26 protein-coding genes are annotated in these 25,904 nt (G+C 62.7%); 11 read left to right on the top strand and 15 right to left on the bottom strand.

Translation table 11 applies throughout. The features are described from left to right. Nucleotides 1-26: 26 nt before the first annotated feature. Nucleotides 27-1,001, bottom strand: a complete 975-nt coding sequence (locus QZZ02_RS08805) for a quinone oxidoreductase (RefSeq protein WP_291843739.1) — start codon at nt 999-1,001, stop codon at nt 27-29. Between the two features lie 60 nt (nt 1,002-1,061). After that, nucleotides 1,062-1,943, bottom strand: a complete 882-nt coding sequence (locus QZZ02_RS08800) for a glycerophosphodiester phosphodiesterase family protein (RefSeq protein ID WP_291843737.1) — start codon at nt 1,941-1,943, stop codon at nt 1,062-1,064. A gap of 174 nt (nt 1,944-2,117) precedes the next feature. Between QZZ02_RS08800 and QZZ02_RS08795 the strand changes: the two genes are divergently transcribed. Continuing rightward, complete coding sequence (locus QZZ02_RS08795) at nt 2,118-2,762, top strand: glutathione S-transferase family protein (protein WP_291843736.1); 645 nt, start codon at nt 2,118-2,120, stop codon at nt 2,760-2,762. 58 nt (nt 2,763-2,820) lie between these two features. On the opposite strand, the gene QZZ02_RS08790 is transcribed toward QZZ02_RS08795, so the two are convergent. Then, on the bottom strand, nt 2,821-3,645 hold the full coding sequence (locus QZZ02_RS08790; RefSeq protein WP_291843734.1) for a LytTR family DNA-binding domain-containing protein: 825 nt from the start codon (nt 3,643-3,645) through the stop codon (nt 2,821-2,823). 100 nt (nt 3,646-3,745) lie between these two features. Beyond that, nucleotides 3,746-4,444 (bottom strand): dienelactone hydrolase family protein, encoded by a 699-nt coding sequence (locus QZZ02_RS08785; RefSeq protein WP_291843733.1) that lies wholly within the window; start codon nt 4,442-4,444, stop codon nt 3,746-3,748. A gap of 48 nt (nt 4,445-4,492) precedes the next feature. Between QZZ02_RS08785 and QZZ02_RS08780 the strand changes: the two genes are divergently transcribed. The 6 genes from QZZ02_RS08780 (at nt 4,493) to QZZ02_RS08755 (ending at nt 10,438) form a co-directional block, all read left to right on the top strand. Then, nucleotides 4,493-4,741, top strand: a complete 249-nt coding sequence (locus tag QZZ02_RS08780; RefSeq protein WP_366511522.1) for a DUF6489 family protein — start codon at nt 4,493-4,495, stop codon at nt 4,739-4,741. A gap of 4 nt (nt 4,742-4,745) precedes the next feature. Next, a complete protein-coding gene (mnmE, locus tag QZZ02_RS08775; RefSeq protein WP_291843731.1) occupies nt 4,746-6,062 on the top strand; it encodes a tRNA uridine-5-carboxymethylaminomethyl(34) synthesis GTPase MnmE in 1,317 nt (438 codons plus the stop codon). A 122-nt stretch (nt 6,063-6,184) separates the two neighbouring features. Continuing rightward, nucleotides 6,185-8,044 (top strand): tRNA uridine-5-carboxymethylaminomethyl(34) synthesis enzyme MnmG, encoded by a 1,860-nt coding sequence (gene mnmG / locus QZZ02_RS08770; RefSeq protein WP_291843730.1) that lies wholly within the window; start codon nt 6,185-6,187, stop codon nt 8,042-8,044. Continuing rightward, entirely contained in the window at nt 8,045-8,668 is a 624-nt protein-coding gene (gene rsmG / locus QZZ02_RS08765) for a 16S rRNA (guanine(527)-N(7))-methyltransferase RsmG (RefSeq protein WP_291843729.1), read from the top strand. Then, nucleotides 8,646-9,503, top strand: a complete 858-nt coding sequence (locus QZZ02_RS08760) for a ParA family protein (protein ID WP_291843727.1) — start codon at nt 8,646-8,648, stop codon at nt 9,501-9,503. The genes rsmG and QZZ02_RS08760 overlap by 23 nt, the downstream gene beginning before the upstream one ends. After that, entirely contained in the window at nt 9,500-10,438 is a 939-nt protein-coding gene (locus QZZ02_RS08755; RefSeq protein ID WP_291843726.1) for a ParB/RepB/Spo0J family partition protein, read from the top strand. The genes QZZ02_RS08760 and QZZ02_RS08755 overlap by 4 nt, the downstream gene beginning before the upstream one ends. Here the strand turns inward: QZZ02_RS08755 and holA are convergent. Genes holA through QZZ02_RS08735 form a run of 4 tightly spaced genes read right to left on the bottom strand, consistent with a single transcriptional unit; the run spans nt 10,435 to nt 15,139 of the window. Continuing rightward, nucleotides 10,435-11,487: a DNA polymerase III subunit delta gene (gene holA, locus QZZ02_RS08750; protein ID WP_291843725.1), complete on the bottom strand. Its 1,053-nt coding sequence runs from the start codon at nt 11,485-11,487 to the stop codon at nt 10,435-10,437. The genes QZZ02_RS08755 and holA overlap by 4 nt on opposite strands. Beyond that, nucleotides 11,484-11,987: an LPS assembly lipoprotein LptE gene (lptE, locus tag QZZ02_RS08745; protein WP_291843723.1), complete on the bottom strand. Its 504-nt coding sequence runs from the start codon at nt 11,985-11,987 to the stop codon at nt 11,484-11,486. The genes holA and lptE overlap by 4 nt, the downstream gene beginning before the upstream one ends. A 4-nt stretch (nt 11,988-11,991) precedes the next feature. Further along, nucleotides 11,992-14,589 carry a leucine--tRNA ligase gene (gene leuS, locus QZZ02_RS08740; protein ID WP_291843722.1) on the bottom strand — a complete coding sequence of 866 codons (2,598 nt, stop codon included), beginning with the start codon at nt 14,587-14,589 and terminating at the stop codon, nt 11,992-11,994. 55 nt (nt 14,590-14,644) lie between these two features. Then, nucleotides 14,645-15,139, bottom strand: a complete 495-nt coding sequence (locus QZZ02_RS08735) for a DUF3576 domain-containing protein (protein ID WP_291843721.1) — start codon at nt 15,137-15,139, stop codon at nt 14,645-14,647. 264 nt (nt 15,140-15,403) lie between these two features. Between QZZ02_RS08735 and QZZ02_RS08730 the strand changes: the two genes are divergently transcribed. Together QZZ02_RS08730 and QZZ02_RS08725 are read left to right on the top strand one after the other, a co-directional pair. Beyond that, nucleotides 15,404-16,669 carry a hypothetical protein gene (locus tag QZZ02_RS08730; RefSeq protein ID WP_291843720.1) on the top strand — a complete coding sequence of 422 codons (1,266 nt, stop codon included), beginning with the start codon at nt 15,404-15,406 and terminating at the stop codon, nt 16,667-16,669. Nucleotides 16,670-16,773: 104 nt separating this feature from the next. Beyond that, nucleotides 16,774-17,205, top strand: coding sequence for an NtrZ family periplasmic regulatory protein (locus tag QZZ02_RS08725; protein ID WP_291843718.1), 432 nt, complete (start codon nt 16,774-16,776; stop codon nt 17,203-17,205). Here the strand turns inward: QZZ02_RS08725 and QZZ02_RS08720 are convergent. Then, the gene (locus tag QZZ02_RS08720; protein WP_291843717.1) at nt 17,177-17,812 is read right to left on the bottom strand and encodes a thiamine phosphate synthase; all 636 of its coding nucleotides are present in this window, start codon (nt 17,810-17,812) and stop codon (nt 17,177-17,179) included. The genes QZZ02_RS08725 and QZZ02_RS08720 overlap by 29 nt on opposite strands. On the opposite strand from QZZ02_RS08720, the gene QZZ02_RS08715 reads away from it, so the two are divergent. Continuing rightward, on the top strand, nt 17,811-18,488 hold the full coding sequence (locus tag QZZ02_RS08715; protein ID WP_291843716.1) for a YggS family pyridoxal phosphate-dependent enzyme: 678 nt from the start codon (nt 17,811-17,813) through the stop codon (nt 18,486-18,488). The two genes, QZZ02_RS08720 and QZZ02_RS08715, sit on opposite strands and share 2 nt — an antisense overlap. On the opposite strand, the gene QZZ02_RS08710 is transcribed toward QZZ02_RS08715, so the two are convergent. Continuing rightward, a complete protein-coding gene (locus QZZ02_RS08710; protein ID WP_291843715.1) occupies nt 18,485-18,985 on the bottom strand; it encodes a L,D-transpeptidase family protein in 501 nt (166 codons plus the stop codon). The two genes, QZZ02_RS08715 and QZZ02_RS08710, sit on opposite strands and share 4 nt — an antisense overlap. 254 nt (nt 18,986-19,239) lie before the next feature. On the opposite strand from QZZ02_RS08710, the gene QZZ02_RS08705 reads away from it, so the two are divergent. Further along, entirely contained in the window at nt 19,240-19,926 is a 687-nt protein-coding gene (locus QZZ02_RS08705; protein ID WP_291843714.1) for a response regulator transcription factor, read from the top strand. Between the two features lie 31 nt (nt 19,927-19,957). Here QZZ02_RS08705 and QZZ02_RS08700 read toward each other — a convergent pair whose 3' ends face one another. From QZZ02_RS08700 to QZZ02_RS08680, 5 genes are all read right to left on the bottom strand, one after another. Further along, a complete protein-coding gene (locus QZZ02_RS08700) occupies nt 19,958-20,770 on the bottom strand; it encodes an exodeoxyribonuclease III (protein WP_291843713.1) in 813 nt (270 codons plus the stop codon). Nucleotides 20,771-20,802: 32 nt separating this feature from the next. Next, nucleotides 20,803-21,411 carry a hypothetical protein gene (locus QZZ02_RS08695; protein WP_291843712.1) on the bottom strand — a complete coding sequence of 203 codons (609 nt, stop codon included), beginning with the start codon at nt 21,409-21,411 and terminating at the stop codon, nt 20,803-20,805. A 322-nt stretch (nt 21,412-21,733) separates the two neighbouring features. After that, the gene (locus QZZ02_RS08690) at nt 21,734-22,399 is read right to left on the bottom strand and encodes an outer membrane lipoprotein carrier protein LolA (RefSeq protein ID WP_291843711.1); all 666 of its coding nucleotides are present in this window, start codon (nt 22,397-22,399) and stop codon (nt 21,734-21,736) included. Nucleotides 22,400-22,475: 76 nt separating this feature from the next. Further along, the gene (locus QZZ02_RS08685) at nt 22,476-23,351 is read right to left on the bottom strand and encodes a hypothetical protein (RefSeq protein WP_291843710.1); all 876 of its coding nucleotides are present in this window, start codon (nt 23,349-23,351) and stop codon (nt 22,476-22,478) included. A 98-nt stretch (nt 23,352-23,449) separates the two neighbouring features. Continuing rightward, a complete protein-coding gene (locus QZZ02_RS08680; protein WP_291843708.1) occupies nt 23,450-25,882 on the bottom strand; it encodes a DNA translocase FtsK in 2,433 nt (810 codons plus the stop codon). Nucleotides 25,883-25,904: the final 22 nt, after the last annotated feature.

The raw sequence follows: 25,904 nt of genomic DNA, 5'->3' as shown, positions 1-25,904 counted from the left end.
CGATGGACACCTAGGCTCGTAGGGTGTCAGGGGATCAGGATGCTGGCTCCTGTCGTCTGCCGGCCCTCAAGCGCTTCATGCGCCCGCACGGCTTCATCCAGGCCATAGCGCTGATTGATCGTGATGTTGATGGCGCCACGCGCTACAGCGTCGAAGACATCCGCTGTATTGGCGGCCAGTGCCGCATCACTGGCCACATAATGTCCCAGCGATGGCCGGGTCACGTAGAGTGAACCCTTCTGGGTAAGAAGGCCTAGATCGACGCCTGTGACCGGGCCTGAGGCATTTCCGAAAGTGGCCAGCAAGCCTCGTGGTTGCAGGCAATCGAGCGAGATGTGGAAGGTGGATTTTCCCACACCATCATAGACGACCGGAACCCCGGCACCGCCAGTGATCTCGCGAACCCGGTCCACGACATTCTCACGTGAAGAGTTGATCATGTGGGTCGCGCCCATCGAAAGGGCGAGGTCACATTTCTCGTCGGTGCTGGCCGTACCGATCAGCGATACGCCGAGATCACGTGCCCATTGGCACATGACCAGGCCGACGCCGCCGGCAGCGGCATGGTAGACGACCGTATCGCCGGGCTGGACCGGAAAGGTCTCCTTGAGCAGATAACGCGCGGTCATGCCTTTGAGCATGATTGCTGCAGCCTGGTCGAAACCGACCGTATCGGGGAGTCTCGCGACGCGGCCGGCGGCCACGTTATTGTACGTCGCATAGGCGCCGATCGGGCCGCTGCCATAGGCGACACGATCACCCGGGGCAAAATCGTCGACCCCGGCACCGACCGCTTCCACCGTACCGGCCGCCTCGAGCCCGATTCCGCTTGGCAGCGGGACCGGATAAAGGCCGGATCGGTGATAGGTATCGATATAATTCACTCCGATTGCCGCATGACGGATGAGCAACTGGCCCGGGCCGGGTGAGGGTGCATGATGATCGATGAGGGTCATGACGGTTGGCGCGCCGACCTCAGTGATCCGGATGGCCTTTGACATGCTGCAAGCCTTCTTGAGTGCGTCAGGACGAGGAGTATGAGCCCAATCGCGCCGGGCTTGCTAGGGCGAGCAGGTGGCAATCTGGTGTCTGAGGTGCTCGGATCCGCCCAGGGCCGCGACGGCAGCCTCGACATTGTCAATCGAGAGAAGTTCGATGCCGGCTGCCTTGGCTTCGAGATAGGGGGCAGCGCCGCCATTCTCGCGGCGGAACAGGCCTGCGGATGTTTCAATGCCGAGCTCGGCCAGAGCGGCGTCGGCCGCCGGATTGACCGGACCGGTACCCAGCCAGACATAGCTCGTTGCCAGATTGACGCCGGCATTGGTCAACGCACTGATATCGTGAGGAACTGACAGGACGAGGCCGGGATCTAGCGCGTGCAGCGCGGCAGCATCCTCGACGGAATAGGCAATGATGGCGACCAGGTCGCGCGCCTGATGTTCGCGGATTTGCGCGACAATCTCCGTCGCATCGACATCCTTGAGATCAAGATTGAGGATCAGACCATTGGTCCGCGCGACTTCAAAGGCCTGGGCAAGGCTTGGTATGCCTTCTTCAACATCATGACCCTCATTGTCACGCAGTCTGTAGGTCGCGAGCTCCGGCCAGGTGCGCCCCGTCAGATCTCCCGTGCCGTTGGTCGTCCGGTCCAGCGTGTCGTCGTGCAGCAGGAAGAGCGTGCCGTCGGCGGCGCGGCGCACATCGATCTCGGCATAAAGAACGCCGAGATCGGCCAGGCGTCGCAGGCTGGACAGCGCGTTCTCGGGGTATCCGGTTGACGGACCGCCGCGATGTGCGGCCAGCATGGCGTGACCGTTTTCACGGAAACAGGTCAGCGCCGCGGCCGGCGCGGCAGGGTTGTCGCTGGCGGTCGTCGGCGCGACATAGCAGCCGACGAGGCCGAGCAGCGCGATCAGGACAGGGGTGATCAGCATGTTTCGCATCGGGGGCTCCCACGGATTGGACTGGTCTTTTTGGGTGTCGCGGTATCCTATCGCATCGCAGGATCGCGTTGCAGGCCTATGTGTTTCAGTGACGATCTACCGTGCCCTCTGTGTATTGATTGCTGGTGCTGGTGCAAGGTCGAGAAACGAAAACCCGGAACGGGGAGAAATGTCATGGTCGATACATCCGGACTGCGTCTTTTTCATGCGCCGCGGACGCGCTCTGTGCGTGTTCGCTGGCTGCTTGAGGAAATGGACCTGCCCTATACGCTTGAAACTGTGCCTTTTGCCCAGCGTCCGGCTGGCGATGAGGCTTATGGCGAAATCCATCCGCTGCGCAAGGTGCCTGCCCTTGAGGACAAGGGGCGGGTCATGTTCGAGTCGGTTGCCATCCTGCAATATCTGATGGGCCGGTACGGGCCGACGGATCTTGAAGTCACGCCTGATGAAGCCGACTACGACCTCTTTCTTCAATGGTTGCACTATGGGGAAAGCGGCATGATCCTGCCGGTGACCCTGCTGCTCGCCCACACCATGCTGCTGCCCGAGAAGGCCCGTAGCCCGGTGATCGCGCGATCTGCCAAGCGTGATACCGTGAAGGCGCTTTCCATGCTGGCAGACCATGGGCTGGCAGGCCGTGATTATCTGGCGGCGGACCGGTTCACAGCGGCGGATATTTCAGTAGGCTACATGTTGTTTCTTCTGAAAATCATCAAACAGTTTGATGATGCTCCGGCTGCGGTGAAGGCTTATTTTGCGCGGCTGACCGCACGCCCGAGCTGGTCGGTCGCCAGTGCCATGGACCCAGTCGCGGGTTGATTTGGGTGCGGGCTGACCGGGGGACCGGTTCACAAGGTCAGGAGTAATCGGCGTGCAATCACGCGAGAACGCGCTGGTCAAGCTGGGCGCGGACCTCGTTGCGGTAGCGGTCGGATACGGGCAGCTGTGTACCGTTTGTGAGTTCGACAATCCGGAAGCTTTCGCCGCGTGACCTTGCCATGCTGATGCAGGCCGGATTGACCAGGTGTGAACGGTGAATGCGGACAAAGCCGGCATTGCCGAGGGCATCCTCGAGCTGCGCCATGGTTGTCCGGTGCAGAACATCCCGGTCTTCAAGGTGAAGCGCGATGTAATTGCCCTGCGCTGTTGCTCCGAGAATGTCGCGTACGGGGATGTATTCGACCCGTCCGCTGGATTTGACGGCCACTGAACCCAGATCCCGTTCCCGAAACTCCAGCGGATCCTGGACTGGTCGCATCTGACGTCCGATCAGGAAGGTCATGACGAAAAACACGATATCCCACAAAAAGGCCCGCATTCCGAGATCGGCGAGGGTCTCAATCGGTGTCAGGTCGGTACCGATCGAGAAGGCGATCGCCGCGTAGGCGGTCACTGCGATCATGGAGATAAAGCCCGCGGTCAGGGCAGATCTGAATGTTTGCCGGACGCTTGAATTTACGTGGCGCGCGCCAAGCTTGAAGACCAGCGGAAACAGGATGAGCCAGGGCAGGAGCCCGATTGACCAGCCGCGCAGGTAACGGCCGTAGCTGGCTTCGGGATACGCCCGAACCGCGTCGATCCAGCTCGCTCCTGAAAACACGAGCAGGCAGGCGACCCAAGCCAGCGTGGTCATGGCGAGGAAAGGGAGGCGAAGTGGAAAGCCGGCGAGGCGGACTTCGCGGAGATCGTCGACAAGGGCCACGGTGTTATCCGGTTGTCTGTACGGTTGGGACAGGGTCACAGGACTGCAGTGTGACTCATATTGCCCGGAGTCGGTAATCACGCCCGCGTGACGCTCCGTGTCAAGCGAGCGCTTCACGCAGGAATTGCAGGGACAGGCCATTGGCCTTTTCAGCGCTGGCCCGGGAATAATGCGATCCGTCCGGCCTGGCGAAAGCGTGGTCCGCCTCGGGATAGTCTTCCAAACGGATCATCGGATGACCATCGAAACTACTGTGGATCTTGGCCTGCGCAGCGGGCGGGACAAATTGGTCCTTGCCGGCGATGTGCAGGAGGAGAGGCCGGTCCAGCCCGTCCGCTTCCTTGAGTCGATCCTCGATACCGACGCCGTAATAGCCAACCGTGGCGTCGCTGTCGGTACGGCACGCGGTCAGAAAGGCCAGCAGTCCCCCGAGGCAATAACCCATGGCTCCGACCCGTCCGGTGCAGGCGTCGTCCGCTCGCAGGTGAGCAATTGCCACTGCGATATCTTGCATGCCGGTTTCGACATCGAATGCCGAGAACAATTGAAAGGCACGTTCGAGGTCGGCCTCGACACCGTCATCGAGTTCGATACCGGGTTCGATCCGCCAGAACAGGTCCGGGCAGAGAGCGACAAAACCGGCCTCTGCCAGCCCGTTGCAGATTTTGCGCATACCGGCATTCACCCCGAAAATCTCCTGCAGTACAAGCACGCCCGGGCCTTTTCCGGAGGCTGGCAGGGCGCGATAGGCGGAAAACGTTCCATCGGGCGTGCTGATGGGGATATATTGACCTGCCATGGGGGGCTCCTGTTGAGTGCTCTCGAAGCCAGTTCAAGCGAGGCCGCTATGAAGGTCAAGATCGACATTGATTGTACGCCGGAAGAAGCCCGGACCTTTTTGGGCCTTCCCGATGTGTCACGCATCAATGATGCCATGGTCGACGAGGTCGTCCGCCGGACCGAGGCCAACCTGGAATCGATGGAACCGGAAGCTCTCATGCGGCAATGGTCTGCGGTCGGTGGGCAAATGACCAATCAATTCATGGAGATGATGCGTCAGGCTGGCGGTGTTTCCGGTGGTGGCAAGGACCGGTAATCCCTTGAATACAACAGTTTACGCTCTTGCCACGCCTGCCGGCCGCTCCGGGGTGGCGGTCATTCGGCTGTCCGGGCTTGGCGCCGGGGGTATTCTTGACGCGATCGCCGGTCTGCCGCGCCCTCCGGCCCGCCATGCAGCGCTGCGGGGGCTTCGTGATGGGCAGGGTGCCTTGATGGACCGCGGGCTGGTCATCTGGTTCCCGGGGCCGGGAAGTTTTACGGGCGAGGACAGTGCGGAATTTCACGTGCATGGCGGTCCGGCCGTGGTCGAGGCTGTGCTTGAGGCGCTGGACGAGGCGGGCGGGTATCCTGCGGAGGCCGGTGAGTTCACGCGACGAGCTTTCGAAAACGAAAAGATCGACCTGACCGAAGCCGAAGGCCTTGCCGATCTCATTGAAGCGGAAACCGAGGGTCAGCGGGTCCAGGCCTTGTCGCAAATGTCGGGGTCATTGCGCCAGCTCTATGAGGGGTGGCGCGAGCAGTTGATCACTGCGATGGCCTCAATCGAGGGTGAAATCGACTTTCCCGACGAGGCGGACGTCCCGGATGCCCTGTCCCATTCGGCCTATGCGCCGCTGAGCTCGCTGATCGCGTCAATGATGTCTCATCTTGATGACGGTCGTCGTGGCGAGCGTATCCGGACCGGATTCTCGATCGCGCTCATCGGCGCTCCCAATGCCGGTAAATCAAGCTTGCTCAACCGGCTGGCCCGGCGTGAGGCCGCGATCGTTACCGACATCCCGGGCACCACGCGGGATATCGTTGAGGTGCAGCTGACCCTGGCCGGATTTCCGGTCGTGATTTCTGACACTGCCGGCCTGCGTGAAGCGGTCGATGCCATTGAGGCCGAGGGCGTGCGCCGGGCGCTCGACCGGGCGGAGCATGCCGATCTCCGGATCGGCGTTGCGGACGCGCGGTCTGATGAGGAGCTCAAGGACCTCCAGGGCCGCCTGGTGGATGGTGATCTGCTCGTACTCAACAAGCTGGACCTGGCGCCGCGGACGGATCGCGATGGGGCCTATCGCCTGAGCGCGAAGTCGGGAGAGGGTGTCGACAAGCTGGAAGCGCGGATTGAGGCGATCGTGCGCGACCGGCTTTCGGCCAGAGAGATGCCGGCGCTCAGTCGTGTGCGTCACCGGCGTTCTGTTGAAAGCGCGCTTGAGGCCTTGGTGCGCTGTCGTGACAATCTTGCTCAGGCGCCGGAGCTTGCGGGAGAGGATGCGCGGCTTGCCGTCCGCGCCCTGGAAAGCCTGACCGGTCGCGTGGATGTCGAGGACGTGCTGGACCGCGTCTTTTCGCAATTCTGCATCGGCAAATAGCCACGGGTTAAGCCTGAGTCGTGTTTCACGTGAAACATCCGCCGGTCTGGCTCGACTCAGACGGGTGAAGGTCCTATGTAGTCCGGCCTCAATTCGAGCTCAGATTGAACGGATGTCATCTCATGCAGAGCTGGGACGTGATAGTCATTGGTGGCGGTCATGCCGGCTGTGATGCGGCCGCAGCCGCGGCGCGCCTGGGTGCGCGCACCCTTCTCTTGACCCACAGGCGCGAAACGATTGGCGAGATGTCCTGCAATCCGGCAATTGGCGGGTTGGGCAAGGGTCATCTGGTTCGAGAGATTGACGCGCTTGATGGTGTCATGGGCCGGATCGCGGATGCGTCGGGTATCCAGTTTCGGCTCTTGAACCGGTCAAAGGGACCCGCTGTTCGCGGTCCCCGGACCCAGTCGGATCGCGCGCTCTATCGCTCGGGGATGCAGGCAGAACTCGACGGTATAGCGAATCTCGACATCCGTGCCGCCGCCGTCGAAGACCTGATGTTCGACGGTGAGACCTGTGTCGGTGCTATCGACGCCGATGGGTGCGAATATCATGCCGGCGCCGTCGTGCTGACGACCGGAACCTTTCTTCGTGGCCTGATCCACAAAGGGTCTCAGCGTATCCCGGCGGGTCGGGTGGATGAAGCGCCCTCGATTGGTCTGTCGGATACGCTTTACGGTCTCGATCTGCGGATGGGCCGGTTGAAGACAGGAACGCCGGCGAGGTTGCGCAAGTCATCGATTGACTGGGACTCGCTCGAGCAACAGGCAGCCGATGAGACACCCATACCCTTTTCCTTCATGACGGATGCGATCCGCGTGCCGCAGATTAGCTGTGCCGTGACCCGGACAACTGAAGCGACACACAAGATCATCGCCGATAATCTCGGCCAGTCAGCAGTCTATTCGGGCGCGATTGCCGGGCGTGGTCCACGCTATTGTCCATCGATCGAGGACAAGGTGGTGCGTTTTGCCGATCGGTCGCAGCACCAGATCTTCCTGGAGCCCGAAGGTCTCGACGATGACACGGTCTATCCCAACGGGATCTCGACCTCGCTGCCCGATGATGTGCAGCAGCGTTTCCTCCTCACCATTCCCGGGCTCGAGCAGGTCGAGGTGAAGCGGTACGGCTATGCGATCGAGTATGATTATGTCGATCCACGTGAGCTGGATGCGACCCTTCAGCTTCGCAAGCGGCCTGGTCTCTGGTTGGCCGGCCAGATCAATGGCACCACCGGTTATGAAGAGGCCGCGGCGCAGGGACTGATGGCGGGTGCCAATGCGGCCCTGGCCTCGACCGGGCGGGCGCCTTTCGTGTTGAGCCGATCCGACGCCTATATCGGCGTGATGATCGATGACCTGATCACCCGCGGTGTCAGTGAGCCCTACAGGATGTTCACGTCCCGGGCGGAATACCGGCTGACCTTGCGGGCCGACAATGCCGACCAGAGACTGACACCGAAGGCGGTTTCCCTCGGTTTGGCCGCCGGCGGCCGCCAGGTTCGCTTTGATGCCAAGATGAAAGAATTATCCCAAGTGCGGGATGGCGTGGCAGGGCTTTCCCTCACTCCGAATGAAGCGAACGCGCGGGGGCTTGTCGTTAATGCCGATGGCAAGCGTCGCACCGTTTCCGAGCTCCTGGCCTATCCGGATGTCAATTGGTCCCGGCTTTGCGAAATCTGGCCGGAGCTGATGAGGGTCAGTTCCGGGGTTGCCGAGCAGATCGAAATCGACGCGCTTTATGCCGGCTATATCGAGCGGCAACAGGCCGACATTCTGGCCTTCCGTCGTGATGAATCCGTGCGGCTTCCCCGTGATCTGGACTATCGCCGGATCGGCGGCCTCTCGAATGAGGCGCGCGAGAAGCTCGAACTCGCCCGCCCGGAAACGCTGGGACAGGCGGCACGAATTGAAGGTGTGACGCCCGGGGCTTTGACGGCGGTACTGGCTCACGTGAAACGGCGTTCGCAGGAGGCGGGCTAGATGGATCGAGCGGCTTTCGGACGCGAAACCGGTGTTTCACGTGAAACACTCGACGGTTTTGATGAGTGGCGGCGTCTGCTGGTTGAAACCAATACGCACACCAATCTGGTTGGTCGCTCCACCCTTGACCAGTTCTGGGAGCGCCATGCCATGGACAGTTTCCAGCTGCTTGATCATATCGCCCCGGGTGTGAGCCGTGTCGCGGATCTCGGAGCCGGTGCCGGCTTTCCTGGTATCGCGCTGGCGCTCGGGTTTCGCGATCGGGGCCGGGCCGCGCGGGTGATAATGGTCGACTCCGTGGGCAAGAAGGTGGCCTTTCTGCGCAAGACCATCAACGCCCTGGATCTCGACGCCGAGGCCCGATCCGTGCGGGTTGAGACTCTCGATCCGGCTGAAGGCTTTGATCTGGTGACGGCCCGGGCCTTCGCGCCCTTGAATAAATTATTGGGCTATGTGGAGCCCTTGTTGAAAAACAGGGCACAAGGCCTTTTCTTCAAAGGGCAAAACTATCGCGATGAATTGACCGAGGCCGCTAAACACTGGACATTCGATCATGAAGTCATACCCAGTCGGACCAGTGGCGGGGTGATCCTGCGCATTCATGAGGTGGAACGTGCCAACTGACGTCCAGCGCGCCAAGGCGCCCCGTGTCATCGCTGTCGCCAACCAGAAAGGCGGAGTTGGCAAGACCACGACCGCCATCAATCTGGGAACGGCCCTGGCGGCGATCAAACAGAAGGTCGCGATCATCGATCTCGATCCGCAGGGCAATGCCTCGACCGGGCTTGGCGTACCGCCGGCAAAGCGAACGCTGACATCCTATGATGTCCTGGTGGGCGGGGATTCCCTCAAGTCAGCCATGGTTCCGACCGTGGTGCCCGGACTGAGCATTGTTCCGTCGGACGAGCTGTTGTCAGGAGCCGAGCTGGAACTGGCTGATGACCAGCGTCGCTCCTATCGCCTCAAGCGCGCGATCGACCAGAGCATGCAAGCACTGGGACCGGATGCGGCCGCGCTCGACTATATCCTGATCGACTGCCCGCCATCATTGAATGTGCTGACGGTGAACTCCCTGACAGCCGCAGATGCCATCCTGGTGCCGCTGCAGTGCGAGTTCTTTGCCCTGGAGGGCCTGTCCCAGCTGCTCAAGACGATCGACCGGGTGCGGGGTCATCTCAATTCACGCCTGGATATCCAGGGCGTGGTTCTGACCATGTATGACAGCCGCAATAATCTGTCGGCCGAGGTCGCGGCAGATGTTCGCGAGCATTTCGGCGACAAGGTCTACAAGACAGTCATTCCGCGCAATGTGCGGGTTTCCGAGGCGCCGTCTGTCGGCAAACCGGTCCTGCTCTATGACCTGCAGTGCTCCGGATCTCAAGCCTATATCAGCCTGGCCAAGGAGATCGTCCAGCAGGAACGCAAGCGTCGTCGCGAAGAACAGGGTGAAGTGGCATGAGCGCCAGCGATAAGAACAAACGTCTCGGCCGCGGCCTGTCGGCCTTGCTCGGAGAAACTGATACCGAGGGATATAGCGCCCCGGCTCAGGATGGCGGACACGCGCCTGGCAAGGCGAAGTCGCGCGATGGCGTGCGGATGATCCCGATTGAGCTGATTGCGCCCAATCCGGACCAGCCGCGCAAGACGATCAGCGAACCTGAACTCAACGCGCTGGCAGAATCGATCGCCGACAAGGGCATTGTCCAGCCTATCCTGGTGCGTCCGGCCGATGGCGGACAGAGCTTCCAGATCGTCGCCGGCGAGCGCCGCTGGCGGGCAGCGCAGCGGGCACGTCTGCACGAGGTCCCGGCGCTTGTGCGGGAGCTGACTGACCGCGAAACGCTGGAGATAGGCATTGTCGAGAACGTCCAGCGGGCCGATCTCAACCCGGTTGAAGAGGCCCAGGCCTATCGTCAGCTGATCGACCGGTTTGGCCATACCCAGGAAGATGTTGCCCATGCGGTCTCGAAAAGCCGCAGCCATGTGGCCAATATGATGCGTCTCCTGTCGCTTCCTGACAGTGTGCTTGAACTCCTGGCAGGTGGCGCGATCTCGGCCGGCCATGCGCGCGCGATCGCCAACGCGCCAGACCCGGGCGTGCTGGCAGAAGAGATTGTAGCCAGGGGCCTGTCGGTCCGTGATGCCGAGAGAATGGCGCGCGAGGCCAATAATCCGCCGGCGGCGCCCGAGACCAAGTCTGCGGCCGTGTCAGCTGGTGGCAGCAAGGATGCTGATACCCGGGCCCTGGAAGCCGATATCACCGCGCGCCTCGGCCTGGCGGTCGATATCCGTCACGGCGCCAAGGGCGGAGAGCTGCGGGTGCAGTACAAGACGCTGGAACAGCTGGATGATGTTTGCCGGCGTCTGAGCGCCGATGCAGCCCGGTCGCATTAGCGGCCCATCTGTGCCGCGCCGCGAGCCAACCGGATCAGGAGGTCACCGACGAGCGCCTCGGCCGGCGCCCCGGAACGCTTGACCGCCCGTTCGGCGTCGAAGGCCAATTGCCGCGCATGATCCAGGCGGCGCCCGCGCCACAGTGAAAGCTGTCGTTTGAAAGCGTCGGCCTGCGGTCCGTAACGCGGCGCGCCGCTGCGCGCCATGGCCCCGTCATTGCCGCCTGCAGCGTGAACCGCTCCGAGCTGGTCGAGCCGTCTTTGCAGGGCGCGAAGAATTCCAACCGCCGATCCGCCGGCCGTGATCGAGCGGTGATAGGCATTATCGGCCTGTTCGAGCAGTCCAAGCAGGGCGGGCGACAGAACGGAATCGAGCTGCGCTTCGCCCTGGTCTGCTGCGACAGCCTCGACATCCTCGCGGGTGACGACATCATCGCCGTCCCGGCGCTGCTCGCGAAGTCCCTTGAACAGGATCAGTTTCTCGATCTCGCCGCGGGCGAGCGCTCGGTCGCCTTCAAGGCGCGGCAACCACACATCACGCGCGTCGCGAGCAAGGCTGAGGCCTTCAACCTTGAGCATGTCTTCACACAGCGTTTCGAGTGAATGAGCTGTATCAGCGTAACATGCTATTGCAATTGCGTTTTTTGCCGGTTCGAAGGTTTTTCGAAGCTTCCCTCGCGGCGTTAAATCCCCGGATTCGACCAGCAGCACTGCTTCCGCAGCGAGAGAGCCCTTCTCGAGGGCCGCGATCAGCTCGATGACGGGACCGCTTCCGGTTTCACCATTCAACCGAACACGTACCAGGCGTTTCCCGCCAGTGAGCGACATCGCGGCCATCGCATCGGCGAGTCCGGCGGGGTCGGATTTCAGATCTTCTTCTGTCAGCTGGGTCAGGGCGAACGGATCATTCGGATCGTCCAGAATCGCAGCGACGAGCGTCTGGGCCCGTTCATGGGTCAGGCCGCGATCGGGACCATAGATCAGATAGGCCCGGATGGACGGGTCCGGCCTGCTGACCCGCCTGTCCGCATCGCGCGCGGTCGCCTTCACTGGGTGTCGGCGTCCTGCAACGCCCGGACGAGCTGGTTGGCAATGCGCTCGGCGGCAAGTTGTGCGGCACGTTCCGTGGCGTCGCGTTCCGCCGTGACCGAGGCATAGATCTCGCGAGGCAGGTTGTAGGAGGCTTCCGTGTTGACTGACCCGGTCATGACCGGATCGACATCCCCGTCGCGGAACAGGCCGTAATCGACGGTCAGCCCGATCGCGTAGCGAGACACGGCCGCGTCGGCGCCCACGCCCAGGGGCGTGCGCGTGGTTTCGCTTTCGGTGCGAAGTGTGTACGGACCGCGGGCATGGCGTGCGCCCATCCGGTCGAGCAAGGCTTCCTGGAGATGGAAATCAACCTGCTCGCGGCCTGTCTCGACCTGGATGTCTGACAGCGCGCCATGGACGCTTCCGCCACCATACATGGGCGAAAAGCCACATCCGGACAGGACCAAGCCTGCCGTCAGGGCGAGGCTGGCAAGAAGGACGCGGCGGCTGGGACCCATGAGATTATCCTGCGACGATATTCACGATACGATCAGGTACCACGATAACCTTGCGGACGGTAAGCCCTTCCAGGGCCCGCTGCACGGTTTCGTCGGCGATGGCCATGTCCCGGACCGCGTCCTGGCTGGCGCCCTTTGGCGCCGAGATCTCGGCTCTGCGCTTGCCATTGACCTGCACCGGCATGACGACAGTATCCTCGACCAGCAGCGCGGCGTCGACTTCCGGCCAGGCGGCGTCGATCACAAGACCGTCTCCGCCAAGTGTTGCCCAGCATTCTTCCGCAAGGTGCGGCACGAAGGGCGCGATGATCCTGACCAGAATGCCAAGCGACTCGGCCTTGGCCGCCACGCCATGGCTGTCGGTCGGTTCGAACTTGCGCAGCACATTGACGAGATCATGGACCTGGGCGACGGCCGAGTTAAAGCGGAAGCCTTCAATGGCATCTGTGACAGCATGCAAGGTCTTGTGAGCGGCGCGACGGATGTCCAGGGCAGCCCCATCGGCGTTTGCGGCCACACTCAGCGGACCCGGCGCGCCTTCCGGAAGCGAGATCACCGTGCTCCACAGGCGCTGGATGAAGCGCCAGACGCCTTCAACGCCGCTATCGGTGTATTCAACATCGCGCTCGGGCGGCGAGTCCGAAAGGACGAACCAGCGAACTGCGTCGGCACCATAGCTTTCGATGAAAGCGTCCAGGTCGACCACATTCTTCTTCGACTTTGACATTTTCTCGATCGAGCCGACGGTAACCGGCTTGCCGGTCGCGATCTCCACCATGCCGTCGCCGCTGCGCTCAACTTCTTCAGGAGAGAGCCATTTGCCATCGGCCGACTTGTAGGTTTCGTGCGTCACCATGCCTTGCGTAAAAAGGCCTGCAAAAGGCTCGCCCGAGCTCATATTCATCAGGCCTGCATCATTGAGAGCCCGTGTGAAGAACCGCGCGTAGAGCAGGTGCAGGATCGCGTGCTCGATCCCGCCCACATACTGGTCGACCGGCATCCAGTGTTCGGCCTCACTGGCCAGGAAAGGCGTGTCTTCCGACCAGGGCGAGGTGAAGCGCAGGAAGTACCAGGACGAACATACAAAGGTGTCGAGCGTATCGGTCTCGCGCCGGGCCGGCTTGCCGCACGAGGGACAGTCGGTGTTCTTCCAGGTCGGATGACGTTCGAGCGGGTTGCTGGGATGATCAAAGGTGACGTCGTCCGGCAGTTTGACGGGCAGCTGGTCCTGCGGCACGCCGACAACGCCGCAATCATCGCAATGGATGACCGGGATCGGACAGCCCCAATAACGCTGGCGGGAGACCAGCCAGTCGCGCAGGCGATAGCTCGTCGCGCCCTTGCCGAGGCGACGGGCCTCCAGCTCGGCAATCGCGCGCTCGATCGCATCAGTCGTCGAAAGCCCGTCCAGAAAGCGGGAGTTGTAGATCGTCCCGGGTCCGGTATAGGCCTCATCGCTGATCGCGTGGCTGGCCGCATCGGCATTGGGCGGCAGGACCACCGGATTGACCGGCAGGTCATATTTGCGGGCGAACTCCAGGTCGCGATGATCGCCGGCGGGGGAACCGAAAATGGCACCCGTCCCATAGCCGGAGAGCACGAAATTCGCCGACCAGACCGGCAATTCCCAAGTCTCATCAAATGGGTGTCGAACAGTAATGCCGAGGTCGACGCCGCGCTTCGGGGCTTTCTCGATCTCTTCAGCGGTGGTGCCCATACGGGCACACTCATGCATGAACCGGTCGATTTCCGAGTCATCCGCGGCCAGCGCCCGGACGATCGGATGGTCGGGCGCAAGCGCAAGGAAGCTGGCGCCGAACAGGGTGTCGGGCCGGGTGGTGAAGACATCGATATTGGCGCCAAACCGGGCGGCCAGCTCCGTATCGGTCAGCGGGAAGCTGACTTCCGCCCCGCGCGATCGACCGATCCAGTTGGACTGCATGGTGCGGACCTTGTCCGGCCAGCGATCGAGGCCATCAAGCGCATCGGTGAGCTCATCGGCATAATCGGTTATCTTGAAGAACCATTGGTCCAGTTCGCGCTGCACCACCAGGGCACCGGAACGCCAGCCGCGACCGTCAATGACCTGTTCATTGGCCAGTACGGTCTGGTCGACCGGATCCCAATTGACCTTGGCGGTCTTGCGATAGACCAGGTCGCGGTCCATGAGTTTCAGGAAGATCGCCTGCTGGTGCCGGTAATAGGCCGGATCGCAGGTCGCGATCTCGCGGCTCCAGTCGAGCGCCAGGCCCAGCCGCTGAAGCTGGCCGCGCATGGCGTCGATATTGTCGTAAGTCCAGGCGCCGGGATGGACACCGCGATCGCGTGCCGCATTCTCGGCCGGCAGGCCGAACGCGTCCCAGCCCATCGGGTGAAGGACATCGAAACCGCGTGCGCGCTTGTAGCGCGCCACCACGTCACCCATCGTGTAATTGCGGGAGTGGCCGACATGGATCCGGCCCGACGGGTAGGGAAACATCTCGAGCACATAGTATTTCGGCTTGTCATTGCCGGCGCTCGGGCCGATGGCCCTGAACGCGTCACAGGCTTCCCAGGCCGACTGCCACTTGGGTTCGGCTTCGCGAGGATTGTATCGTGTCATGTCTGGCCCGCGGCCGCGCCGCGCCCCCGGTAATCAGTCAGCCTGTGCAGTCGGACTAGTTTTCCAGCTGCGAGATACGCAGTTGGCGTGCACGGGTGAGGATGGCGTTCTCGATGTCATAGGCCGTCTCGGCGCCTGTTTCCGCGTCGATCCACTCGCCGCTCTCGCTGCGAACCTGACGGAAAACGCTGACCGCCAGGGCGTCGGCGCGCAGTCGGGTATCGAGAATATAGACCGTGAGCTTGAAACGCTCGGTCGCCATCTGCGGATTGGCATACCAGTCGGTGACGATCACGCCGCCAAATGGGTCGAGTTCGGCCAGCGGCATGAAGCTGATCGTGTCGAGGCTTGCGCGCCAAAGGAAACCATTGACCCCGATGCCTTCCGGCTCGACCACGCGATTGCCGGCCAGCGGGTTGGGAATGGAGGGCAGGCGCAGCCCGGACGACTCTGAAGACGAGTCTGCCGCGTCGGCATTGCGCGAGGCGCAGGCCGGAAGGGCAAGAATTGCGGCAGAAAGGATCAATCCAAGAATCCGACGGTCCGACATGTGCCGTGACTCCTTCGAAACAAACGGCGAAAACGCACGAGAAACTGCAGGACGCGAATGCGCCTCAGGTTTTGAACGGTTTGTATAACACGCGAAATCGTACGCGCCAGCGATGAAAGGCACCCGCACAAGCGTGGCAAACCTGCAACATGTTTACGTGAACACGCTATCGACGCTTTCCCGGCGCTTGACCAGACGACCGGCCTCGCCTCCTTTAAGGCGCGACGTCCGGGGGGACGGGGCCGATCGGCGGGACCGCGAGCGATGAAACGGACAATCAGCGCGATACTCATCGCCGCTTTGTCCGGAGCACTTGCGGGCCCGCCGGCATTCCCCCAGGCCGTTGATTTTCCAAATAATTCCTTTGACACAGACGAAGTGCACAGCCTTGCCTGGCGCGTGGATCTCGGCCTTGTTCTGTTGGCGGGCGACACGCCGGACAGCGATCCGGAATGGCTTTCGGATATTGAGGTCGGCCTCGATTTCGAAAGCTTCACCGACAGCGGTCGGCGCTGGGGTCTTGTGCTGACGGCTCATGCGGAGCGCGATTTGCTAAATGCGCCACAGGGCGGCCGCGTTGGCGATTGCCCGGCCGGGGCCGCCGATTGTGCCAGGGTGGGTGCGGACACGGCGCCGCTTGTACCGGTCGCGACAGATAGTGGACTGTACAGTGCCGGCAGCGAAGCCGGTGACCGGCACCGCTCGATGCTGTCGGACGCCTATGTCTTTGCCGACACCGGCTGGGGAGAGGTTCGACTGGGCTATGGCCCGGGCGCCGCGCGGCTGGATCCGGTAGGCGGACCGGCTACGGCCCGTCTGATCCGCGCTGATGGCGGCCATCTTCTCGCGGCTGCTCGCCAGGCCATCCGGACAGAAACGCCTTTCTCGGGTCATGATCCCAAACTGGTGTTCAGATCGATCGCGCTTGGCCAGGCAAGCACTGTCGGCACTTTCCGCGTGGCCGGTTCATACACGCCCGGGGCCGGCCAGTGTGGCATTGACTACTGTCCACGCCGGACCCTGCCCGGCGGTCAGGTCGGGGCGGTTCAAACCGCAATTACCGAACTGGCACTGAACTGGGAGGTCCGTCGCGGTGAGCATGAATGGGCGATCAGCGCCGCTGCCAGCCAGGCGGGGGGGCATGACGGTGTCCAGGGATTCGAGCCGGTTTCCGGGCTGGATGCCGGCCTGTCCTGGCGTTGGCGAGCCTGGCGAGCCGGTGCGCGCTGGCGACGCAGCAATAACGGGGTCGCCGCGTCCGGTGACCATGAAGCGCTGTCGGGCTCGGTTGGCTGGGAGCAGGGCAACTGGCTGACCACTCTGGAATATGCCGCCTACAGCGATGATCTGGTCCACAGCGACGGGTCGGTCTGGCAGGCCGGGACTTCCCGTTTGGTCGGCGATCACGGTCTTGTGGCGTTCGGCGTGCAATCGGCGCGGCAAACCGCGCCGCAGCTTCGGCCAGGCGGGCGCCGACAAGGCGAAATCGATACGATGACCGCTTTCCTGGAGCTTGGTTGGCGGTATTGATAAATCCGCCACAGGACTCGGACTTCTTTCATGATTTCCGCAGATTCTGTTTGGGGTGGCCAGCTGCGCTGCGCTAGAACAGAAGGGCGTGAGGGAGAAAAGCAATGATCTGGCGGGTGAAGCCGTTTGAAATCATTGGTCGAAAGTCGACTGTGGCAGGTGCTGCCGCGGCGATTTTTCTCTGTGCGCCTGCCGCCATGGCCCAGGAGCCGGCTCCGGATACCGAAGTCGTTGCGCCTTGGTATGAGGCTTTCACGCTCTCGATGGCGGAAGCGCCAACGCCCGAGCTGGAAGAAGGCACGACCTATGATCTTGAGCTGGGCGAGCGCTGGGGCGTCACGCTGGGCTTCCAGGACCGCAGCGATACCCGCCTCAGCAGTGATCTCAGCGCGGGTGCCTTCGTGACCTTTGGTGATCGTATCCGGCTTGGCGGTCAGGTTCGCTTTGCTTCGCCGGATGACAGCTTCTTTGTCCGCAATGCCGACGATGAAGAGCGGCAGCCGGAAATCAAGTTCGAGTCGGCCCTGCGCTTCTGATCGCGCCGACGACAGCAACCCCTGAAATCCCCAATCCATTCAAGCGGCTGATTGTGTGCGGATTAATGCCGCCAAGGGCATAGACCGGCACCTGGCTTTGCCTTGCCCAAGCCGCAACGGCAAACGGACCCATGGCCCGCCCCGAACTCGGACTGGCGCTGGGGAATACGGTCGAAACCAGCGCCGCATCAATGCCGGCCGACGCGGCGCAACGCAAGGCTCGCGGCGAATGCGCGGATGCCGTGAACAGGCGGGTATCGCCCCGGGCTCGCGCCCGCGCTGCCGAGGGCAGGTCATGCTCAGGCCAGTGAATGCCGTCGGCGCCGCACCGCCGGGCCAGTTCAGGATCAGCTGAAACCAGGAAGCATACTCCGCGCCGACTCGTGGTTTCGCGTGCCTGCATCGCTTGGTCGGCCCGATCCGGGGCGCCGAAATGCCGAAAGACAAGCCCGCTGCCCGGCGGTAACAACTCGGCGAGCGCGACCGGATCCGGTTGCCGATCGGGATCGGTCAGCGCCAGCAGAGGCGGCAGAGATGTCCACGCCCGGCCCCGGACGCGCGCAGCCATGCTTGCCAATCTGGTCACTGCATCGTAGGGCGACGTCATGACTGTTTCCCTTGATATCGCCGACCGCCGTAGCGCCCTGCTCGCCGAAATACGCACGCTCGCACGTGAATGCGGGCGACCAGCTGAGGCCATCAAACTGGTCGCGGTCTCGAAACGCCAGCCCGAAGAGCGGCTCGAGGCTGCCCTTGCGGCCGGACAGCGGGTATTCGGAGAAAACCGCGTCCAGGAAGCCCAGGCGCACTGGCAGGCGCGTCGTGAAGCCTATCCGGATCTTGAGCTTCGCCTCATCGGTCCGTTGCAGACCAATAAGGCGGCCGAGGCTGTCGCCTTGTTCGATGTTATCGAAACCCTTGATCGCGAGAAGCTTGCCGCCAGCCTGCGCAAGGAAATGGACCGGCAAAACCGGACGCCGCGCCTGCTGGTCCAGGTCAATACCGGCGATGAGCCGCAAAAGGCGGGCATCGCCGCCGCCGACGTGCCGGATTTCGTGGCGCGCATGCGAAACCAGTATGGCTTTGCGATTGACGGGCTGATGTGCATCCCGCCAGCTGAACAGCCGGCCGGATTGCATTTTGCCCTGCTTGCCAAACTGGCTGCCGATAGCGGCGTTGCCGAGTTGTCGATGGGCATGAGTGCCGACTACCCGGTCGCTATTGGTCTGGGGGCGACCTCGATCCGGGTCGGGACGGGCTTTTTCGGACCGCGGATCGACTAGTCGATCCGGAGCAGATCGCCGGGGCGGGCCGTGGCGAGCAGGCTGCGGACATCGCCCGCGTCGAGGGCCACACACCCTTCGGTTGGCGCATAATCATCGCGTTTGCAGTGCAGGAAAATCGCCGAGCCTGCACCGGGCTCGGGCGGGTCGTCATTGTGACCGATCACAAGAATGATGTCGTACAGCCCGTCCTCGCGCCACAGGACCTCATGTGAGGCCGGGTAGGGCAGGCGGACCGGTCGGTTGTAGGCAGGATCATCCGGGGCATCACACCAGCCGTCATCCCGGCGCAGCGCCCGGCATGGCAGGCTGGTTTGGGGCTGCGCTACCCTGTCTGCGCGATAGAGTACACGGCGCAGCGGATACTGTCCGAGTGGCGTCGCCCCGTCGCCCTCACGCTTGTTTGACGCCTTCGTGACTCCCGAACGACCGAGCGCTGCGCGTACTGTGCAGCTTTCCAGCACGAGGCTGCCATTCCGGCTGACTTGCCATTCCATTCGAAAAACGTATCTGAAAACGCGGTGGTCGGCGAGGGACATCCAGCACAAGCGAGTGCGCAGGCGTCCACTTCGCCTCCCCCACCACGGAGGATTGTCCGCAAATGCGGACCTGCGATTAACCAAGCAATTTCGGGACCAGATGTCAGCCAAGTCGCCGCAGGACAATTTTCCACCAACCAGCAAAAACTGCCGGGCAAAAACTGCCACCCGGCAGGAATTGCCTTGTGAAACGAAATGGGCATGATCAACGCATGAACGCGCAAAAAACCATCCTCATCGTCGATGATGACGAAGATCTCCGGGAAGCCCTGGCCGAGCAATTCGCCTTGCACGAGGAATTCCGGACCCTGTCCGCCGAAACCGCCGGCGGCGGAATGACGATCGCCCGCAATGAACGGGCTGACCTCATTCTGCTTGATGTCGACCTGCCGGACATGGACGGGCGTGAAACCTGTCGCCTGATGCGCAAGAACGGTATCACCGCCCCGATTGTCATGCTGACAGGTCAGGATACCGATGCCGACCAGATCCTTGGTCTTGAGTCCGGCGCCAATGACTATGTCACAAAGCCCTTCAAGTTCTCGGTCCTGCTGGCGCGTGTGCGGGCGCATCTGCGCAGTCACGAGCAAAGTGAGGATGCGGTCTTCCAGGTCGGACCCTACGAATTCCGCCCGGCGATGAAGCTGCTTTTGACCGCGGACGAGAAAAAGATCCGGCTCACCGAGAAAGAGACCAATATTCTGAAATATCTCTATCGCGCCGGTGGCAAGCCGGTTCCGCGCGACGAGCTGCTGCACGAGGTCTGGGGCTATAATCCGGCCGTGACCACGCACACGCTGGAGACCCATATCTACCGGCTGCGCCAGAAGATTGAGCCCGATCCTGCCCATGCTCGCCTGCTGGTCACCGAAAGCGGTGGCTACCGGCTGCAGAACTGACTAGCGGCAGTTCGGGCCAGGGCGAACGCCTCTAATCACCAAGCGTCAGCACTACCGGCGCGTGATCTGACGGCTTGTCACGGCTGCGCTCGTCTTCCCAGACGCGGAAGGCGTCGCGGCCGCCGGCCAGGGCGCGCGTGCGGGCGGCAGGTGAGGCCCAGATATGGTCCAGGCGACGACCGCGATTCGCCGCCCGCCAGTCCTTCGCCCGATAGCTCCACCAGGTGTAGATTTTCTCATCCATGGGGATGAGCTCGCGGGCCACATCCGAAAACTGGCCGGCCAGGCGAATGCGTTCGAGCGCGTCCACCTCGACCGGTGTGTGCGAGACCACTTTCAGCAGTTGTTTGTGTGACCACACATCGTGCTCATAGGGGGCGATGTTGAAATCACCGACCAGGATTATCGGCGCATTTTCCGCCGCGCGGCCGGCGAAATAGGCCTCGATCCGGTCGAGGAATTCCAGCTTGTGGGCAAAGCGCGGATTGACCGCCGGATCCGGCTCGTCGCCGCCGGCGGGAATATAGAAATTGTGGAGCTCGAGGCCTTCCACACCCACTCGCTGGTGGCGCGCTTCGCCGCGCGGGCAGAGTCCGGCGTCGCCGAGATCCTCAAGCGGGTATTTTGACGCGACAGCCACGCCATGCATGCCCTTCTGACCGCGAATGTGGAAATGCCGGAACCCCATCTCGCGGAAGGCGTCTTCCGGGAATTGCTCCTCCAGGCACTTGATTTCCTGCAGGCAAAGCACATCCGGATCGGCTTCACGCACCCAGTCCGAGACGAGCGGCACAGCGCGCAGGCGCACGGAGTTGATGTTCCAGCTGGCAATTGTAAGCGGCATGACGGTCTTTCAAATTGGGATCTGAGTTGGGATCACAGAATGTTGTAGGTCGAGCCGGCGAGGCCGACAGGCCAGCGCCCGCGGGCAAATAGCCGCCAGCGCGCGAGGAAAGGGTGGGGCGGGTCATCGGCCTCGGCCTCCGCAAGGATGACCAGGGCGGCGCCATTGGCGGCTTGGGCAAGGGCGCCAGCCGCGGCATTTACAAGGGTCATGTCTTCGACATCATCCATCGAGGCGGCGTCCTCGACAATGTCGCGAGCGCTGTCACCGGTCTTCTGCGCGACCATGGACAGGGCGGCGTGCACCGCCTCTTCATCGAGGCGTTCCAGGACCCGGGAAACCAGGCCGGTACGCAACATTTCCTCGGCTTCCCAACTGACCGGGTCGCGGTCGAGGGTTTCAGCGGCACCGGCGGCTTCGTCCCAGTCTGACAGAGCCGCTGGTTCGGCGTCGGGAAAGCCCAGCCCGTCAAGATAGGCGCGGGCGAGGAATAGCTCGCGCTCATCCAGCGGTTCACCGAGACGGGCAAACCAGGAATTTGAATTGAGACTCTCCGCGAAGGCCTTGGCCTTGTAGAGAAGCGGGATTTCTTCGAGCAGGCGCGGAATGTCCGCGTCGTCGGGGTCATCGTGGAACTGCATGGACCGTATTTAACCTTCAATCCCGCCGCGCAACAGGGGTGTAGATGCGAGAAGCGGGGAACGGGTCGCGGTGGCCAGGGGGCAAAACGAATTGCGCCCGGTCTCGAGGGGGAGGAGACCGGGCGCAAAGCCATGCGCTTGTCTGTAAGAGCGCAGCGCCGGGAGGGGATCAATCCGGCGCGACTGAGATAAGGATCCGCAAGCGGGGGGACGACGCCGATCCATTGCCTCTCAGTCAGCGTTACAATAACGCCACAGCGTCCAGTCTTTTACAAATAAAAAATGAGAAAGAAATTGCGTGTGTCCAAAAAGCCGCAACCTTTTAGCGGCCGCGCCGGGAATCGCGCCGGCTCTCCGGCTCTGGGATCACAAACAGACGCGGGCTAAGTGCTTCGCCGGATTGAACACCGGAGAGCGTGACTCGGGTAATTTCCCCAAGTGCATCCGTGACATACCACTCGCGCAATTCATAGCTTGGCTCGGCGAAAACGAACATGATCTCGCCCTCCATCTCTTCGGACGGGTCGCGCAGGGTGAGGTAGAGAAAGCCGAATTCCCGCTCCATCGAGACGATGGCAGCATCTTCGGCGATGTCGATTTCCGGCTTGAGAAGCCACCAGAGCGGGGTTGATCGCAGCGGAATCCGGTCCACCGTCTCAAGCGCCTGGTCCTCGACGGCAACTGTGGTTCCGTCTGCGATAATGCGCAGCGGATTGGGATCATCATAATCGAGGCGCAGTCGGCCCGGCCGGGCGAGCGCCAGATTGCCCTCCGCCATGGATCCGTCCGGCGCGATCTGGATGAAGCGCGAACGCAGTGTGTCGACCGAGTTGAGATAGTCATTGATGCCTGACAGGACCCGCTCGCGGTCGAGTTCAACCGCTGCGGCAGCTTCGGCCGTGGCCACAGGCTCTGTGACAGGCGGTTCGCTGGCAGGTGCAGGGTCGGTCGCCTGAAACAGGGCGAGGGTGGCAAGCAGAGTGATCATGCCACCAAGCTGGCCCGGGATTGCGGCATGAGCAAGACCCTCATGTTCATCATTGTATCAGCTTGCAGCCGGCTTATCAGCCGCCCGGTGATGGCGGGTAGCTGATCTCATAGGCCGACAATTGCGAACTGCGCCAGTGCGGCGCGAAAATGAACCGTCCGTCCGGTGTGCCGCCGATCGAGTTGAGCATGATGTCCTCGCCCTCAAATCCGTCCAGCACGGTCACGCCGCCTGCTTCCGACCAGTGCAGCAATCGGCCGCGCAAATCGCTCAGCACCAGTCCGCCCCGACCGTCAGTCACGACGCCGTCGAGCGAACCCTCGTCCTCGAGCAGTAGTGTTGTTTCAAGCGTGTCGGGATGAATCCGGATCAGATTGCCCTCGCCGCCGGAGCAGACAACATAGATCCAGCCATCGGCATATTCGACACCATTGGCGCCGGTGAAGGGCTCGCCTTCGAACAATTGCCGCCAGCGACCTCCGACAAGATCAAACAGCGCACCGCCGCGCGTATCGGTCACCCAGAGGCGGCCATCCGGCTCGATCGCGATGTCATTGAGAAAGACATTGTCCTGGCTGATCGTCCAGCGACCGAGTTCGATGCCGCTTTCCAGGTCGAGCATGACCACATGCCGGCCCGCATCGATCATGTAGAGACGATCACCCTGTGAGACGATGCCCAGCGGATCATCAAATCCGGCTGCCCAGCGGGCCTGCCATTCACCGGTCACCAGATTGAGGCGGGAGACATAGCCCTGTCCCGGCGGGTCTGTTTCCTCACCGTCTCCGGACTGGTTGCCGATATAGGCCCAGTCACTGCCCGGCGGGACGTGGACCGCTTCCGGGCGGGCAAAATTCTCGCTGCGCCAGAGGGCGGTCGCCTGCGGTACGTCCTGCGCCTGGGCAGTGGACCCTGCCAATACAAGCCCGGCGGCCAATACAATCTCTCTCATGGATCTCCCCGAATTCAAGCCCCCCGGGCCGCGAGAAACTTGCAGGCAGGAGACAGCACGGCCAGTCACGATCAGGTGAGCCGGAAGCCGGTGCCCGGTCAGCCCTCGCCGGGCTCGGGCAGATAGATCTCGCGCCGGCCGGCATGATCAGCAGGGCCGATCATGCCTTCTTCCTCGAGCCGCTCGATCAGGGTCGCGGCGCGGTTATAGCCGATCTGCAGCCGGCGCTGGATATAGGAGGTTGAAGCCTTGCGATCGCGGGCAACCAGGGCCACGGCCTGGTCGAACAGGGCATCGCCGCTGCCCTCGCCATCTTCCATGCCCGGCAGCCCGCCCTCATCGTCCTCACCGCCCGCCGTTACCGCTTCGAGATATTCCGGTGCGCCCTGGCGCTTGAGGAAGGCAGCGACGTCCTCGACTTCCTTGTCCGACACAAAGGGGCCGTGCAGACGGCGCACCCGTCCGCCGGAGGCCATGTAAAGCAGATCGCCCATGCCCAGAAGCTGTTCCGCTCCCTGCTCGCCCAGAATGGTGCGGCTGTCGATCTTCGAGGTGACTGAATAGGAGATCCGGGTCGGGAAATTGGCCTTGATCGTACCGGTAATGACATCGACTGACGGGCGCTGGGTTGCCGTGACAAGGTGAATGCCCGCAGCCCGAGCCATCTGCGCCAAGCGCTGGACGGCGCCTTCGATTTCCTTGCCGGCGACCATCATCAGGTCGGCCATCTCGTCGATGACGACGACGATATAGGGCATTTTTTCGGCGGTAATCGTTTCCGTCTCGAAGACCGGTTCGCCTGTCTCCTTGTCATAGCCGGTCTGGACCGTGCGCGAGAGTTCGTCGCCGGATGCCAGGGCTTCCGCCACGCGTTCATTGAAACCGGCGACATTGCGGACGCCGACCTTGGACATGCGCAGATAGCGGCTTTCCATCTCCCGGACCGCCCATTTCAGGGCGACTACGGCTTTCTTGGGATCGGTGACCACCGGGCTCAGCAGGTGGGGAATGCCGTCATAGACCGAGAGTTCCAGCATTTTCGGGTCGATCATGATCATCCGGCAATCCTCCGGCGGCAGCCGGTAGAGCAGGGACAGGATCATGGCATTGATGCCGACCGACTTGCCCGAGCCGGTAGTGCCGGCGATCAGGAGGTGCGGCATGCGGGCGAGGTCGGCCACGAAGGGCTCGCCGCCAATGGTCTCACCGAGGGCAAAGGGAAGTTCGGCCTTGGCATCCTCGAAGGCCTTGGAGTTGAAAAGGGCGCGAAGGAAGACCGTCTCGCGTTTGGGATTGGGCAGTTCGATGCCGATCGCATTGCGCCCCGGCACGACAGCAACCCGGGCGGCCATCGTGCTCATCGAGCGGGCGATATCGTCGGCCAGATTTATCACGCGTGAGGATTTCACGCCGGGCGCCGGTTCGAATTCATAAAGCGTGACCACCGGGCCGGGTCGAACCTGGACGATCTCGCCCTTGACCCCGAAATCCGACAGGACACCCTGTAGTAATTCGGCATTCTGACGCAGCGCCAGCTCGTCAATCGCGTCATTGCGAACCGCCGGCTTGGCCAGCAGGTCGAGGCGCGGCAGCTTGAAGCCTTCGCTGCGGGCGAAGGGGAGTGCGCCCTGGGCTTCGCGGACATCGCGGTCGGAGGCCCTGGACTTGCGCGATGGAGCAACTTTCACCGATGGATTGTAACCTGGACCATCAAGCTCGCTGTCGCGGTCGGCTGCCTGAACGGGATCGCTGTCGGCAGCGCGCATGGCCCGTTTCAGTACCGGCTCATTGCGGGCAATGCCCGCGTCTTCGGCGGCGTCCTCATCGGGGTCTTCGCGGCGGCCCTCACCCCAGCCACCGAGCTGACCCCGAATCTGGTCGATCCAGACCCGCAGCGTCGCCCAGGCCAGACCGCCGGCATCGACCGCTGCGCTGAGGTCCCGGGCACGCAGGCCGAAGGTGAAAAAGATTCCGGCGATCGACAGAAGCAGGGCAAACCCGGCCGCAATCGCGGCTGGCGCCGGCAGGTCGAGGCGCGCCGGCAGTGCGGCCAACGCGCCAAGCGCAGCGTCGCCGATCACGCCGCCAAGGCCAGGCGCCAGCGGCCAGGCCTGCGGGACGGGGAGGGATGCCACGGCTGCGGCAAAGCCGGTGGTTCCAAGCGCGGCGAAAATCCACCGGAAGACGGCAACCGATCCGCCGCGCATGTCCGGCGTGCGCCAGACCAGGATGCCGCCCCAGATCACCAGCGCGATGGCCGGTCCGCCAGCGGCCCAGCCGAGTGCCTGCAGGAAGGCATCGCTGACCGAGGCGCCCGGGCGACCCATCCAGTTCCCGATTTCGCCGTCGGATGCCACGTTCCAGCTCGGGTCGAGCACATTGTGTGACAGCAGGGCGAGCATAAGAAAGGCGCCGGCAACCAGCATCATGCTGCCGAAGACAAGGTCAGCCAGACGCAGCCGCCAGCGCGGTGTCGGTCTGGGCGCGGATGCGGGCGCCTTGGCTTTGCGGGTCGAGGGTTTGCGGCTCATACTCACTTCCTAACGCTGCAAG

The organism is Maricaulis sp. (assembly GCF_015665295.1).
Lineage (GTDB): Bacteria > Pseudomonadota > Alphaproteobacteria > Caulobacterales > Maricaulaceae > Maricaulis.
Note: the sequence above shows the minus strand (reverse complement) of the source record. Positions and strands in the feature narration are given on the sequence as shown.